The organism is Clostridium celatum, assembly GCF_021412605.1.
GTDB lineage: Bacteria > Bacillota > Clostridia > Clostridiales > Clostridiaceae > Clostridium > Clostridium celatum.
On sequence record NZ_JAJKGM010000012.1, the window covers coordinates 28,067 to 41,916 of the forward strand.

Genomic DNA, 13,850 nt, shown 5'->3' on the forward strand with positions numbered 1-13,850 from the left:
CCTATTTTTATTATCTATTTATAATTTCTTTAAGATTCTGATTTTTCTGTTGAATTATCTATTTTATCTTTGTCTGCTTCATCTCTGCCACAAGGATTTTTACACTTATTTTCTGGCTTAACTTCTTCTTTCTTTATCTCTTCTTTCTTTTTCTTGTCCTTACATTTGTCAGTATCTTTTTTATCTTCTTTTTTCTTATCTTCTTTCTTTACATCATCCTTACATTTTTTATCTTTTTTCTTTTTATCTTCTTTTTCTTTTTTCTTGCAAGGATTACTTGTTTTTTCAGTTTTTTCTTCATTTTTACTTTCTGATGGTTCCTTAGAAGTTGTCTTTACTTTACTATCTTCTTTTTTCTCTGGTACTTCTTCTGAAGTGTTTTTTACCTTTTCTTCTGATTTTTTAGAAGGCTCTTCAATAGTAGTTTTATTTGTTGAGTTTTCTGGTTCAACACTTAAAGTACTAGCATAGGCATTTGCGCCTTCAACCATCATTAATGCAGAACATATTAATAATGATACAACTTTTTTTTTCATTTGTTTTTCCTCCAATATTATTTTTAGTATTTACTTTCCTCCTAAGTATTCACACTTAGTATTTCCTTATTGGTAGAAAATTATTTTATACAATCTCAGTTAAATATTAGGTTTATGAGGATAATTTTGTTATTTAACCATTATACTTTTACTTGTATAAAGTATTGAAAATAAATCTTTATCATATATTAATAAGTCTATTTCACTTCCACTATTTAATTGTGGGATATCAATGTGAAAATTACCATTTTTCTCAACTTCAGCAGTTCCAATGATACCATTTTTACTTAAAGCAATTACTTTTGAGTCAGGAATTGTTTTACCTACTATTTCATTAGATTCTTTTTTAATTTTATTTACATCTAATTTAACATATTGCTCATAATTCTTAATGACTTCACTTGCTAAAATTGCATGACCGTTGTTATTTACGGTAACCTGAATCTTTTCTAAATCATAATTTAAACTATAAGCATTATTGTCTTTAAAAATTTTATACACATCTATAATTTTATATAATCCGTCATCATATCCTTGATAAATCACACTATTAATTTCCTCTATTTTATTTTCAAAAAAGTAATACAATTCTTCATTATCATTAAGAGGATTATATATATTATTAACATATATTTCTGATTGTGGTGATAATTCTTTTATATTTAATATTGTTTTTAAAAATTCCTCTTTAAAAATTTCTACTTCCTTTGACAAATCCTCTTCTAAAGTTACAGTATTTACATTATTACTTATATTACTTTCATTATCATCATAATAATTTAAATCTTCTTTATTCTTTAAATTATCATTAATGGAATTTATAATAATTTCTTCCCCCATATTTAATACTATTAAATCAGCTTGTCGTATCTTATCCTTATTTTCATTAACACTTCTATTTAAATCATTTATATCTGTATTAGTTGTACTTAAATTTTCATACTCTAAATTACTATTTAAAGATTTTAAGAATTTATATATTAAATTATTATAATTTATATTAAATACATCATCTGTATCTTCTGATATTGAATCACCTATTACAATATACTTTTTAATACTATCTATATATTCATTTTTTTTAGCTTGAATATTATAACCATGTACTATAAAAGCCATAAAAACTATGCAAAAGCTTAATACAAATAAAACTGTGACCTTTTTTCTTAATTTCATAATACCCATACCTCCAATATTTCCCTAAATTAATTATACAACTGTTTTTTTCAAAAAATAGGTATTATTGAAATTTTAAACACATTTTTTATCTACATATTATTACTTATTTCTTATTTTTTAGGCAAACGTTTTTACATATATTTTTCTAAAGTTTCAGCCCTATTATATGACTTTTTAATTATCTCTTTAGGATATCCAATATGATCTAATAATTTTATTGCATTACGAGTTTTTGATACTCCTTTTTTAAGCTTATAATCAAAATTTAAGCCTTTACTATCTACCTTTTCACTAAAATAGAAGAAATCATAATTTTCTTTCAATATTTCAGTAAGTTCTCTATCATGAGTTGCTACTATAGATATACTTTTTTTGCTATTAATATAAGTTAATATTTCTGCTGATGACGATATTCTTTCTATAGGGTTTGTTCCTCTAAATATTTCATCAATTGGACAGAATACTGGCAATTCTAAATCAAGAGCATTTATTATTCTAAGTAATGCTTCTGCTTCTGCCATGTAATAGCTCTTTCCTGCCGTTACATCATCACTTGGACTTATAGATGATACTATATTAAAGAAGCATGCTTCATATTTTTTAGTTAATGTAAAATTAAATGTTTGAGCTAAAATCATATTAAGTCCAATCATTCTTAAAAATGTTGATTTACCTGACATATTTGTTCCAGTTAAAACTATTCCTCTTTTTGAGAAATTAATAGAATTAGGTACTGCATTATTTACTAATGGATGTACACCTTCAACAATATTAATATTTATATCATCTACAAAATTTGGCTTACTATAATTTCCTTTTAATTGTTCTTTATAGGAAGCTATAGAAATATAACTTTCTAATTCACCTAATAAGTAATACAAATCTAATATGTATTCTCTTTTCTCTTCTAATAAGCTTGCTATTTTATAAAATGCTGTTTCCTCTAATAAAAATGGAATAGTAAAAACTTCTAATGCACCACCACCAGCATTAGCAATTTCAATTGGTTTAGTTGCTTTATCTAAACTTTTAAGTTCTTTTAATATCTCTGTAATTTTTTCATTATACTCTTTAATCATTGGATTTTTTATCTTTTGAATCTTCTTGGCAGAAACTATAATATTTCTTAAATATAATAATCCTTGTGATTTAACATTTTTTCTTTCTTTATCATTAATAAAAACATTTACCCAGATTAAAATAAATGTTGCTAAAAGTAACTTAGGCTCATTAAATAAAATTGACGCTACTAAAGTACCAATAGTTGCAACTCTTCCAAAAAATATATACATATAATATTTCATTTTATTCTCTTCTAGAGATTCCATTATCATATCTAAAAATGTATTTTTTTTATCGTAACCTAATCTAAAATAGATCATTTGTAATTTAGTTCTTAAATCACTATCTTTTCTTAAACCTTCTATAAATTCATCTCTTTCCTTAAGCTTCTTTCTATTATGAAGAGGATTTCTTAGAATTTTATATAAAATAGATTCACCAACACTACTATAAGTTCTATCTAACTTACTAAATAAATCATTCATATTGAAATCATCCCAAGTTTGGTCATCTATTGTGTATCCATCACTTTCTTCCATATCAAAGTAAGTTCTAATATTTTTAAAGTTTCTTTTTTTCTTTCTTTCTTCTGCAAAATCATTTTTCATAGAATCATATAATCCCATGATTTCATCCATTAAGCTCCCCATCTTCTTTTCTCCTTTTCCTTATATAAAATTTAATTATTGACTCTTAAATATTATACACTACTATTGTCTTTTAATAATAGATAAAATTATATAAGAGGCTATTTTAAAATTAAACATTATGTCCAAATTATAAAACACTTAAACTTATTTCATAAATTCACTAAACATAAGTAAAACTTTAAAACAGCCTCTTTATTTGTTATTCACTTAATATATTTCTTTTTATATGTAAATCCATTTGAGGATATGGAATACTAATATTCTCTTCATCAAATTTTAATTTAACTTGTTCTAATAAATCAAAATAAATCTTCCAATAATCCTTATTATTACACCAAACTCTTACAACAAAATTTACAGCACTATCACCATGAGCAGAAAGAGCTATAAAAGGTTCTGGTGTTTTTAATATAGACTCATGGGCTTCTATTATATTGCTTAAAACTCTTTTAACTTTAATTATATCTTCTTCATATCCAACACCAAAAGTTAAATCAACTCTTCTTAATTCCTTAGCCGAATAATTTACTATACTTCCATTTGCTAAATTCCCATTTGGAATAAGTATCAATTTATTATCTACAGTAGTCATATGAGTATAGAATATTCCTATCTTTTCAATAGTTCCTGAATGACCTGATCCTTCAACATAATCACCAACATTAAAAGGTCTTATTAATAATATTATTACTCCACCAGCAAAGTTTGAAAGGCTTCCTTGTAAAGCTAAACCTATAGCAACCCCTGCAGAAGCTACCAATGCTGCAATTCCTGCCGTGTCTATTCCTACATAACCCATAAAAATAACTACAACAATTATCTTTAAAGCAATTTCAACAAAAGTGTCTAAGAATGAACTTAAGGTTGCATCAACATTTCTTCTTTGCAAAGTTCTATTCATTATCTTTACTAATTTATTAACAATTTTCCATCCAATATAAAGCATTAGTATTCCTATTATTAGCTTTATACCTTTAGTGCTTGCCCAAGTAATAATATTTTCTATATACTTTTCTAATGACATATTCATAGCAATCTCTCCTCTACACTTTATTTACTATGTATATTATATATTTAAAATTTTTTTTGTAAATACTAGTTTATAAATTGCCTCATTATTAAAGTATATATTTTTTGTTTTATTACAAATACTTTTAAATTTATTTATTGTTATAAGCTTTATATAAATAATACATATTTACAATAAAAATAAATGTATTTATTATTCCAACTGGATAAGCCTTTACAACAAATCCATATATAGCAAATAATACACACCCAATAGAATTTATTATTCTTAATTTAACCATATCTGTCATAATAAGTGATATAGCAATCATTATTGACGCTGCATATCCTACCCATTCAATAAACGGTATACCAAACATATACTACACTCCTTCTTTTTATAAAAATAAGTTCTTTTTTATTTTTCCTCCTTAGCTTAAGGTTTATTACAGTTATAAAAGATAAATTATATTATCTAATCTATAAAATGTTACTTTTATTCATACAGTTAAACTCATGGGGTTTATTGGTATTTTTTCATACTCACTTATTTAATTACAAATTTTATTAAAATTACTTTAATATTCTCTTAAAATACATACAAAAAAATACTTTTAAGTATATAATAAACTTATAAATTTTATAAATTTTTAAGGAGTCATAAAACAAATGAAGTTAAATTTAACAAATAAATATAAATATTTATTAATTTTATTTTATCCAATTTTTATATCAGTACTGCTTGAATATAATATTTGCCAAAATTTTATTAGTACATTAAACTTTTTATTAACTAAACCTAATATTTTTCTTTTTAATATACTTATAATGTCCATTTTATTAGTTATAGTTTTATTTATTTTTAAAAAATCTTACTTGGCAATATCTATTCACGGAATCATATTTTATATTTTATCTTGTGTTGAATATTTTAAATATAAAACTAGTGGAAGTCATTTAGTTATAAGCGATTTACTAATGACAAAAAATTTAAGTGATGTGGGTAAATTCGCCTCACTAAAAATAACTTATCCATTAGTGATAAACTTATTATTGTTAGCTATATATATTTTTATAACTTATAAATTTAATTTTTCTATTAATTTTTCATTAAAAAAACGACTTTGCGGTAGTGCTTTAATTGCAATACTAGTAACTATTATATTTACAACCTCACTTTCGGCTAATGTTTTTTCTGTATTTGAAATAGAAAATTCAACTGCTACAAACATATTGGAAAGTAATGAGCAATTTAATGATATTGGTTTTTTACCTTATTTAACAAAAACCACTACTGAAAACTTACTAGATGAAGTAGAAATGCCTGAAAATTATAGCGAAAATACTATTAATTCTATAATTAATAAAAATACTAATTCTGATTCTACTAATAGTTATGAGTCTAATAATCCAAATGTTATATTTATAATGTCTGAATCTTTTAGTGATTTTAGAGTTTTTGATTCATTAAATATAGATCCAGAAATTTATAGTGCTTTTGATGAAGTTGGAAATGAAGGCTACGTTGGTAATTGTGTGGTTCCAACCTTTGGAGGATATACCACTAGAACAGAATTTGAACTTTTATTTGGGTTACCTACATTCGCACTTAATACTCCATCAGTACCACAAAATTTATTAAAAAAACAAGATACTATAGACACATTTCCAAGTTATTTTAAGAGCTTAGGATATAATACAACTTATATTCATCCTTTTAGTAAAACTTTTTATGATAGAGATACGTTATATGCTGAATATGGATTTGATAATTTATATTTTGATGATAATATGACTGTTGAAACTGAAAACTTTAGAAGATATATTTCTGATAAAAGTGTATTTGAGCAAATTAAATCGGTTTTACAAACAAACTCTAGTCCAAGCTATATATTTACTACAACAATGCAAAATCATCAGCCCTATTATAGTGAAACAAGTGATAATTCTGATCAATTATCATACTATTTAGATGGAATTAAAGAGACTAGCACTGAATTACGAGAATTTACAAATTGGCTAAAGGATTTTGATGAAGATGTTATTCTTGTCTTTGTTGGCGACCACTTTCCATTCTTTACTCCTGATGATGACGTGTATGACAGGCTTGGTTTAAATAATCTTAATGCTGATTTGATTTATACTCAAAAATATATTATTTGGAATAATTACGATAACAATATTATTAATACAGATATAGATACTATTTCTGCATTTTATATTCCATATATAATAACAGATTTAATTAACGGTAAAAATACACCTTTATTAGAATTAATGAAAAGCTTAATGAATGAATGCCCTCTTTATTCACCAAGTATTCAAAGCAATAATTCTAGAAATGAAACTTTAGATTTAATAACTTATGATAAAGTTCTTGGTGAAAATTTTAGTCATTAATCCATTTATTATTGAAAACTTGTCCTATTATTATTATAGTATATTTATATTTCTAAAATATAAATATACTATATAATAGCGGGGTAATAAAATGTTAGAAAAAATTTTTACTACAATACTACCTATCCTAATTCATATATTTGAGTTAATGGGAGTTATTGTATTAACAGTAGGCGCTTTTAAAGCTTTTTATCACTATGTAAAATCTAAATTTGGTAGAGAAGGCTATTCTCTTAAATATGAATTTGCAAATTCAATGATAACCGCACTTGAATTTAAACTTGCGGCTGAAATTTTAAAAACAGTTTTAGTTAAAACACTTGATGAATTAGTAATTTTAGCTTCTTTATTCTTATTAAGAGCATTAATGACTTTTATATTAGAACGTGAAATTAAACATAGTGAATCTCATAATGCTGTCTAGAGTAAAACTTAATTTTACACTAAACTTCATATTACATAAATTTTAATATTACATGTCAACAAAAATGGTTGTATCAAAACTAGTCTATTTTTTAAAATAGTGCTAATGAGTAACACTTCTTATATTTCTAAGTATTTTATCTCTATTTTGATTTTGATACAACCTCTATTATTTTATTAAACTATGTTTACCTATACTATTTATTTTTACTATTCTATATTTGCAATTAAATTATCTAAGTCAACTAACTTATTTGTTAATTTTGCTATAATCCTTTATAAACTTTTCTATTCCTGCATCTGTTAATGGATGTTTTGCCATGGCTTCTATTTGCGAATAAGGTATTGTTGCAATATCTACTCCTGATAAAATACACTCTAAGATATGCTCTTTAGTTCTTATGCTGGCAGCAATTATCTCTGTATTAAACCCGTAATTTTTTTTAGCTATAATTAAATTTTTAATTAAATCCATTCCATTAAGTCCAATATCATCAAGCCTTCCAACAAAAGGACTTATATATGTGGCACCAGCCTTAGAAGCTAAAACACCTTGATGAACACTAAAAATTAATGTAACATTAGTTTTTATTCCTTCTCTTGAAAGAGTTCTAACTGCATTTAACCCTTCTAATGTCATTGGAATTTTAATTACAATATTTTTATTTATTTTTGATAATTTTCTAGCTTCTTCAATCATTCCTTTAGTATCTAAGCTCATAACTTCAGCACTTATTGGTCCATCTACAATGGTACTTATTTCTGTAATTATATCTACCATTTCTCTATTTTCTTTTGCAACTAGCGATGGATTTGTTGTAACACCATCAATTAATCCCATATCATTTGCCTTTTTTATTTGTTCAATATTTGCCGTATCTATAAAAATCTTCATATCATCTTCTCCTTTTATATAATTTATTAATATTATCTATATTTTTAACAACTTAATTAAATATATGTCTAACTATTTAGGTTATATGATATGAAACTTAGCTTTTTATTATTCCACACTAATATTTAAATAAATATTCTGTACTAAAACTATAATCTATCAATTATTTTTATACATCATAAATAAATAACACCTAGCAAGTTTAAATCTTCTTACTAGGTGCTATTTATTTAATAAAAAATATTTTTATTACTATATATTAATAAATAACTTTATAATATTAATTTTTTCTTTGATTTAGCTATTATCTTTTCAACTATAGGATCAAAAAGCTCTGCTATCTCTTCCTCTTCTTCAATATGATCTAAATCTCCATAATTAGTAATTGCTCTATGCATTGGTAGTTCTCCTAATAGATCTACCTTCATATCATTTAAGAATTTTTCTGTATTTTCACCATTAAATAATTTAATAGTTTTATCGCAATCTGGACATTTAATATAACTCATGTTTTCAATTACCCCAAATATATCTATATTCATTTTTCTTGCCATATTAATTGATTTAGAAACTATCATAGATATCATATCTTGAGGAATAGACACCATTACTACTCCTTTTATAGGAATAGTTTGCATAACAGTTAAAGGAACATCGCCAGTACCTGGTGGCATATCAATTATTAGATAATCTAACTCACCCCAATATACTCCAGTCCAAAATTGCTTAACTACACTTACTATAGCTGGTCCTCTCCAAATAACTGCCTCATCTTCTTTTTCAACAACAAGATTTAAAGACATCACCTTAATTCCTTCACTGCTTTCAACAGGATAAATAAGTGTTTCTGTTCCTCTTGCTCTCTCTTCTTCTATATGAAGTAATCTTGGTATACTTGGTCCTGTTATATCTGCATCTAATATACCAACTCTATATCCTCTTTGAGCTAATTGTCTAGCTATCATAACTGACATAGTAGATTTACCTACTCCACCTTTACCACTCATTACAGCTATTATATTCTTTATTTTATTTTGCTCATTATTTTCAATTCCACATTGCGTTTCATCTTTTCCACATGAACCATGACTTGGACATGTATTACAGTTTCCCATTTATTTCACCTCATTTTATAAACTCTTTTTATATTTATTTATCATAAGTTTATTCCTAATATTTTTCTTTGTCAAATATGAAAAAAACTTCCTCAAAAGAATAGAAATAATTCCAATCTCTTGAGAAAGTTTATATTATGATGTTTGTTTTAACATATAGTTTTTCCAATCACCATTCTTTATGTAAATGCTATTTTTATTGAAAATAGCTTCATCATTCATAGCATAATAATAAACATAACAACTTTCAATACTTCCATCTAAAAGCTCAACATCCATTACTATTCTATTATATTCATTTCTACTATCATTAACCCCATAGTAATTCTCCATTTTATCCATAGGAATCATTACACTTTCAAAATCATTTAAAGTCATTACTTCTCCAAATACCTCATCATCACCTTCCATCAATGCTGGATATCCCTTATGAGGCATATGATATAACTTTCCTTTAACTTTTCCAATTTTAGAGTCTGATACTTTTCCCATCAAATATTTATCGTAGTTAAAAAAACCTGTTCTTAAGCTACCATAAACAAATATCTTCTTTGGTTGTATTGGTTCTAACATCTTAGCAAATAGCTCCACCAACAGCTTTAATATCTTCTGAATTTTCTACTGCTGCTTTTATTGATAATTCTAGCCCTTTTGAGATATCAATTGTGCTCATTGATGGCTTTTCTGGTTTATCAACTACTTGTGATGGGATGTATGGAACGTGTATAAATCCTGCTCTTATATTTGGATATTTCTTATCTACTAAGTATAATACACCATACATAACATGGTTACATACAAAAGTTCCTGCCGTATTTGAAACTGATGCTGGAATTCCATTACTCTTCATTTCATTAACCATAGCCTTTATTGGTAGGTTAGAAAAATATGCTGGTGCTCCATCTTCATAAATAGTGATATCTAACGGTTGATTTCCTTCATTATCTTCAATTCTTGCATCATCTAAGTTTATTGCAACCCTTTCTGGAGTTATTCCAAATCTTCCTCCAGCTTGTCCTACAGAAATTACTATATCAGGATTATGTTCTTCTATAGCTTCTTCAATTTTAGCTAAAGATTTTCTAAATACTGTTGGTATTTCAAGCTTAATTACTTCAGCTCCTGAAATAGTATTTGGTAATAATTTAACTGCTTCTAGTGCTGGATTAATTGCTTCTCCTCCAAATGGATCAAATCCTGTTATTAAAACTTTCATCTCTATCTTCTCCCTTTTCACTTTTTCTTCCTTGGTAAAATTTAATTAATCTCTACCTGACGAATTATGAGATATTCCCTAAAGCATAAAATCTTTAGAAAATACCTCATATACATTATAACATATTAAATTTATTTTTTAATTAAAATGCTAAGAAATACATTAAAACAATATGTATTGCTAATAAAATTAATGCTACTGGTGCTTGGTGCTTGATTATTGAATTTTTATCTTCAATTTCAAGTAACGCTGCTGGCATTATGTTAAAGTTAGCTGCCATTGGAGTTAATAATGTTCCACAGTAACCTGCTGTTAATGCTAAAGCTCCTGCGATTGCAACATTAGCTCCTTGTGCAAATACAAATGGTATACCTATACCAACTGTTATTACAGAGAATGCTGCAAAAGCATTTCCCATTATCATTGTAAATAATGCCATTCCTACACAATAAGCAGTAACTCCTATGAATATATTCCCTTGTGGTAATACACTTGATATTCCTGAAGAAATTACATCTCCAACTCCTGCTGCTGTAAATAACGCTCCAAGCGCTGCTAATAATTGTGGTAATATACTAACTGATCCTACTGATTGAAGCATTCTATCTGATTCTTCAACTAATACTCTTGGTTTTGCTTTAGTAATAATAAATGTAACTATTACTGCAATAACTGCCGCTACACCTATAGCTGCTGTTCCTGAAATTGGTGTAAATTGTGCAATACCTAATGCTGCTAAAGCTATAATTAATGATGGTACAAATACCTTAAGCCCTAACTTTTCAGCTTGCTCTTCCCCAAATTTTTCATCTAACGCTTTAACAGTTCCTGGTTTAACTTGCTTAGTTAAAGTAAGTACTGCTATAACTACTAATGTTGCACCAACTAGTGCTGGTGGTATTGATGGTCCAAATATAAATATTATTCCAAGTAAAGCCCAAAATAATGCTGTTCCTATTTTAGCCTTATGATTTTTATCTTTTAATGTTAATACAGCTGTATTTAACATCATAATTCCAATTATTATGTAGAAAATCTCTAATAATGTATTAGAAATTGCTGCAAAATCCATACTTTTTTCCTCCTTAGTGACTATTTATTCTTTTTGCCAAATTGTCTTTCTAACTGCTTGTCCAGTAAAATATTTTGAACTAATACTAATACAAATGCAATTATCGCTACTGGAATCGATGCCTTTGCAATATCTAATCCTGTTGTTGCATATCCTAATTCACTTAATGTATTAGAAATTAATAAAACTCCTGAACTAGCTAGGAATAAGTTTTGCCCATAGAAATTACCGTAGTTATCCATAGAAGCTGCTGCTGCTTTAATTTTAGCTTCTGTTTTTTTATCTAATTTTCCATACTTACTTATTGCTGCTCCTTGAGCCATTGGATTTATTAAAGGTCTAACAAATTGAGGATGTCCACTTATTCTTAATGACATAGCTCCAGCAATTTGTCTTATTAAACAATAAAGTGTTAAAAGCTTTCCTGTTGAAAGATTTTTTACTTGCTTTATTAATGAAACTGCTTTTTCTTTTAAACCATATCTTTCTGATATACCTATTACAGGTAACGTTAATATAAAAATTGTTATTAATCTTTGATTAACAAAAGTTTGTCCTAGTATTGTTAATATTTCATTTAAATCCATATTTGCTGCAAAACCTGTTACAAGTCCAGATATTATTATTACTGCAATACTATCAAGTTTTAATGCAAATCCTATAATTACTATTAAAATTCCTATTAATACCATTTCTTTCCCTCCATCATATGTTTATATAATATATATACATCTTTTTTCGACATTTGTCTACAGATTTATTTGCTATTTAATAACCTTTTATTAATACAACACCCTCTTTTTTAATATTTCATCAATAATTCCCCTTTACATCTATCACTCTATTTTTAATTTTTCATTTTTGTGCCATATTAAAATAAAATAAATATTGAATAAATATTCCACATTATTCAATATTTATTCATAATAAATATAATATAAATTTAATCCATATAGTAATTATGCTGTAAATAATCATAATAATAATCATAATAGTTGAAATCATAATAATTATTATAGTAATCCTTATAATAATTATCATAAAAGTTGTCCTTATGCTTTTTATGATTATCTAAATTATTTTTATATATATGATTATCTTTATATTTATTTTCATAATCTATAAAGCCACCTTTTTTATAATCATAATAATAGCTATAGGGATTTTCATAATCTGAATTATAATAGTAATGTCTAACTAAATCATAATCATTTATTTCTTCAGGATTAATTGTGTCTGCCTTGCAAATACTTATTTTCATTAAACTTATAATCAGTACTAAAAAAAATAACTTTTTCATTTTAATTTATCCTCCATTTATTAATATCTTATCTATATTGTGGACTTTTTATAACTTTTTATTTAATTATCTATGCGTATTTGAAGCTTTCCTAAAGATTTCTCCCTACCATCACTACCTACTCTTGTAATAATATAAATTTCATAAAAATCACCAATTACTTTAATATCATTTTCTTTTATGTATGAAAAAATAATATTATAATATTTTTTACTTTCATTATAATCATCATCAAAGTTTAAAGTTAAATATTTTCCTGCTGGAATTACTATTTTTTCATCACCTTTAAAATCAACATTTTTAGAAAAACTAAGCATCATATTTTTATAAATTATTTTATTATTTTTTATAAATTCATTATGATCAATAATAAATGCTAATTCTTTATTAAAATATGAATTATCCTTTTCAACTTCTGCTAACGCCTTACTTAAATTCACCTCAAATTCTTCTGTAAATCTATTAGTATTGTTGTATTTAACAAATTCTCTTTCACTATATTCTTTAATAAAAATTCTATTTAAGCCTTCTTCCAAAGTTTTTTTTATTCGTTCCTCTAAAAAATTAATATTATCTTTTATTCTATTTAATTCATTTATTTTTGTATCAATAATGTTCTTTTGCTTTCCTATAACATCTAATACCGATTCTAAAGAAGTATAATTTTCTATTATTATTTTTATTTCATCTAGAGATAGTCCCATAGATTTGCATTGCTTTATTAAATCAAGTATTACAAAGTCTTTTGCACTATAATATCTATATCCAGTATCCTCATTTATATATGATGGCTTAAGTAACCCTACTCTATCATAATGTCTTAAAGACTCTATGGTCATATTATGTATTTTGGCTACTTTTCCAATTGAATATTTTGTTTTCATAATATATTTCTCTCCCAATTATTAAATACATACTTATATTCCTTATTATACATTAATAACTTATACTTTAATAATTTATTGAAATCAAAATTAGGCTTACTCATAAACAC

Annotated in this window: 15 protein-coding genes; 2 read left to right on the forward strand and 13 right to left on the reverse strand. The window is 25.5% G+C overall.

What is annotated here, in order from left to right; translation table 11 throughout:
• Nucleotides 1-29: 29 nt before the first annotated feature.
• The 5 genes from LPC13_RS07185 to LPC13_RS07205 all read right to left on the reverse strand — a co-directional run bounded on the left by LPC13_RS07185 (nt 30) and on the right by LPC13_RS07205 (nt 4,815).
• Nucleotides 30-536 (reverse strand): hypothetical protein, encoded by a 507-nt coding sequence (locus tag LPC13_RS07185; protein ID WP_051040652.1) that lies wholly within the window; start codon nt 534-536, stop codon nt 30-32.
• A 129-nt stretch (nt 537-665) separates the two neighbouring features.
• The gene (locus LPC13_RS07190; protein WP_040418598.1) at nt 666-1,712 is read right to left on the reverse strand and encodes an SGNH/GDSL hydrolase family protein; all 1,047 of its coding nucleotides are present in this window, start codon (nt 1,710-1,712) and stop codon (nt 666-668) included.
• Nucleotides 1,713-1,846: 134 nt separating this feature from the next.
• A complete protein-coding gene (locus tag LPC13_RS07195; RefSeq protein WP_040418612.1) occupies nt 1,847-3,415 on the reverse strand; it encodes a MutS-related protein in 1,569 nt (522 codons plus the stop codon).
• Nucleotides 3,416-3,626: 211 nt separating this feature from the next.
• Complete coding sequence (locus LPC13_RS07200) at nt 3,627-4,457, reverse strand: mechanosensitive ion channel family protein (RefSeq protein WP_005210665.1); 831 nt, start codon at nt 4,455-4,457, stop codon at nt 3,627-3,629.
• 130 nt (nt 4,458-4,587) lie between these two features.
• Nucleotides 4,588-4,815, reverse strand: a complete 228-nt coding sequence (locus tag LPC13_RS07205; protein WP_005210666.1) for a YgjV family protein — start codon at nt 4,813-4,815, stop codon at nt 4,588-4,590.
• Between the two features lie 598 nt (nt 4,816-5,413).
• On the opposite strand from LPC13_RS07205, the gene LPC13_RS07210 reads away from it, so the two are divergent.
• Nucleotides 5,414-6,835 (forward strand): LTA synthase family protein, encoded by a 1,422-nt coding sequence (locus tag LPC13_RS07210; protein ID WP_195245089.1) that lies wholly within the window; start codon nt 5,414-5,416, stop codon nt 6,833-6,835.
• Between the two features lie 91 nt (nt 6,836-6,926).
• Nucleotides 6,927-7,259: a DUF1622 domain-containing protein gene (locus LPC13_RS07215; protein WP_005210668.1), complete on the forward strand. Its 333-nt coding sequence runs from the start codon at nt 6,927-6,929 to the stop codon at nt 7,257-7,259.
• A gap of 249 nt (nt 7,260-7,508) precedes the next feature.
• On the opposite strand, the gene fsa is transcribed toward LPC13_RS07215, so the two are convergent.
• The 8 genes from fsa to LPC13_RS07255 form a co-directional block, all read right to left on the reverse strand.
• A complete protein-coding gene (gene fsa, locus LPC13_RS07220; RefSeq protein ID WP_005210669.1) occupies nt 7,509-8,153 on the reverse strand; it encodes a fructose-6-phosphate aldolase in 645 nt (214 codons plus the stop codon).
• Between the two features lie 272 nt (nt 8,154-8,425).
• Complete coding sequence (locus tag LPC13_RS07225; RefSeq protein WP_005210670.1) at nt 8,426-9,268, reverse strand: Mrp/NBP35 family ATP-binding protein; 843 nt, start codon at nt 9,266-9,268, stop codon at nt 8,426-8,428.
• 135 nt (nt 9,269-9,403) lie between these two features.
• Complete coding sequence (locus LPC13_RS07230) at nt 9,404-9,841, reverse strand: gamma-glutamylcyclotransferase family protein (protein ID WP_040418600.1); 438 nt, start codon at nt 9,839-9,841, stop codon at nt 9,404-9,406.
• 1 nt (nt 9,842) lies between these two features.
• Complete coding sequence (gene pcp, locus LPC13_RS07235) at nt 9,843-10,484, reverse strand: pyroglutamyl-peptidase I (RefSeq protein ID WP_040418602.1); 642 nt, start codon at nt 10,482-10,484, stop codon at nt 9,843-9,845.
• A 142-nt stretch (nt 10,485-10,626) separates the two neighbouring features.
• Nucleotides 10,627-11,556: a DUF979 domain-containing protein gene (locus LPC13_RS07240; RefSeq protein ID WP_005210677.1), complete on the reverse strand. Its 930-nt coding sequence runs from the start codon at nt 11,554-11,556 to the stop codon at nt 10,627-10,629.
• 20 nt (nt 11,557-11,576) lie between these two features.
• A complete protein-coding gene (locus LPC13_RS07245) occupies nt 11,577-12,248 on the reverse strand; it encodes a DUF969 domain-containing protein (protein ID WP_005210680.1) in 672 nt (223 codons plus the stop codon).
• A 251-nt stretch (nt 12,249-12,499) separates the two neighbouring features.
• Complete coding sequence (locus tag LPC13_RS07250; RefSeq protein WP_005210682.1) at nt 12,500-12,856, reverse strand: hypothetical protein; 357 nt, start codon at nt 12,854-12,856, stop codon at nt 12,500-12,502.
• Between the two features lie 62 nt (nt 12,857-12,918).
• Nucleotides 12,919-13,740, reverse strand: coding sequence for a MerR family transcriptional regulator (locus LPC13_RS07255; RefSeq protein WP_005210684.1), 822 nt, complete (start codon nt 13,738-13,740; stop codon nt 12,919-12,921).
• Nucleotides 13,741-13,850 lie beyond the last annotated feature (110 nt).

Bases quoted from the DNA above. Each gene is read 5' to 3' on its own strand.
- LPC13_RS07210 (WP_195245089.1), top strand. From the start codon at position 5,414: ATGACAAAAAATTTAAGTGATGTGGGTAAATTCGCCTCACTAAAAATA.
- LPC13_RS07215 (WP_005210668.1), top strand. From the start codon at position 6,927: ATGTTAGAAAAAATTTTTACTACAATACTACCTATCCTAATTCATATA.
- LPC13_RS07230 (WP_040418600.1), bottom strand. From the start codon at position 9,841: ATGTTAGAACCAATACAACCAAAGAAGATATTTGTTTATGGTAGCTTA.
- LPC13_RS07245 (WP_005210680.1), bottom strand. From the start codon at position 12,248: ATGGTATTAATAGGAATTTTAATAGTAATTATAGGATTTGCATTAAAA.
- LPC13_RS07200 (WP_005210665.1), bottom strand. From the start codon at position 4,457: ATGAATATGTCATTAGAAAAGTATATAGAAAATATTATTACTTGGGCA.
- fsa (WP_005210669.1), bottom strand. From the start codon at position 8,153: ATGAAGATTTTTATAGATACGGCAAATATTGAACAAATAAAAAAGGCA.
- LPC13_RS07190 (WP_040418598.1), bottom strand. From the start codon at position 1,712: ATGAAATTAAGAAAAAAGGTCACAGTTTTATTTGTATTAAGCTTTTGC.
- LPC13_RS07225 (WP_005210670.1), bottom strand. From the start codon at position 9,268: ATGGGAAACTGTAATACATGTCCAAGTCATGGTTCATGTGGAAAAGAT.
- LPC13_RS07240 (WP_005210677.1), bottom strand. From the start codon at position 11,556: ATGGATTTTGCAGCAATTTCTAATACATTATTAGAGATTTTCTACATA.
- LPC13_RS07195 (WP_040418612.1), bottom strand. From the start codon at position 3,415: ATGGATGAAATCATGGGATTATATGATTCTATGAAAAATGATTTTGCA.
- LPC13_RS07250 (WP_005210682.1), bottom strand. From the start codon at position 12,856: ATGAAAAAGTTATTTTTTTTAGTACTGATTATAAGTTTAATGAAAATA.
- LPC13_RS07255 (WP_005210684.1), bottom strand. From the start codon at position 13,740: ATGAAAACAAAATATTCAATTGGAAAAGTAGCCAAAATACATAATATG.
- LPC13_RS07205 (WP_005210666.1), bottom strand. From the start codon at position 4,815: ATGTTTGGTATACCGTTTATTGAATGGGTAGGATATGCAGCGTCAATA.
- pcp (WP_040418602.1), bottom strand. From the start codon at position 10,484: ATGAAAGTTTTAATAACAGGATTTGATCCATTTGGAGGAGAAGCAATT.
- LPC13_RS07185 (WP_051040652.1), bottom strand. From the start codon at position 536: ATGAAAAAAAAAGTTGTATCATTATTAATATGTTCTGCATTAATGATG.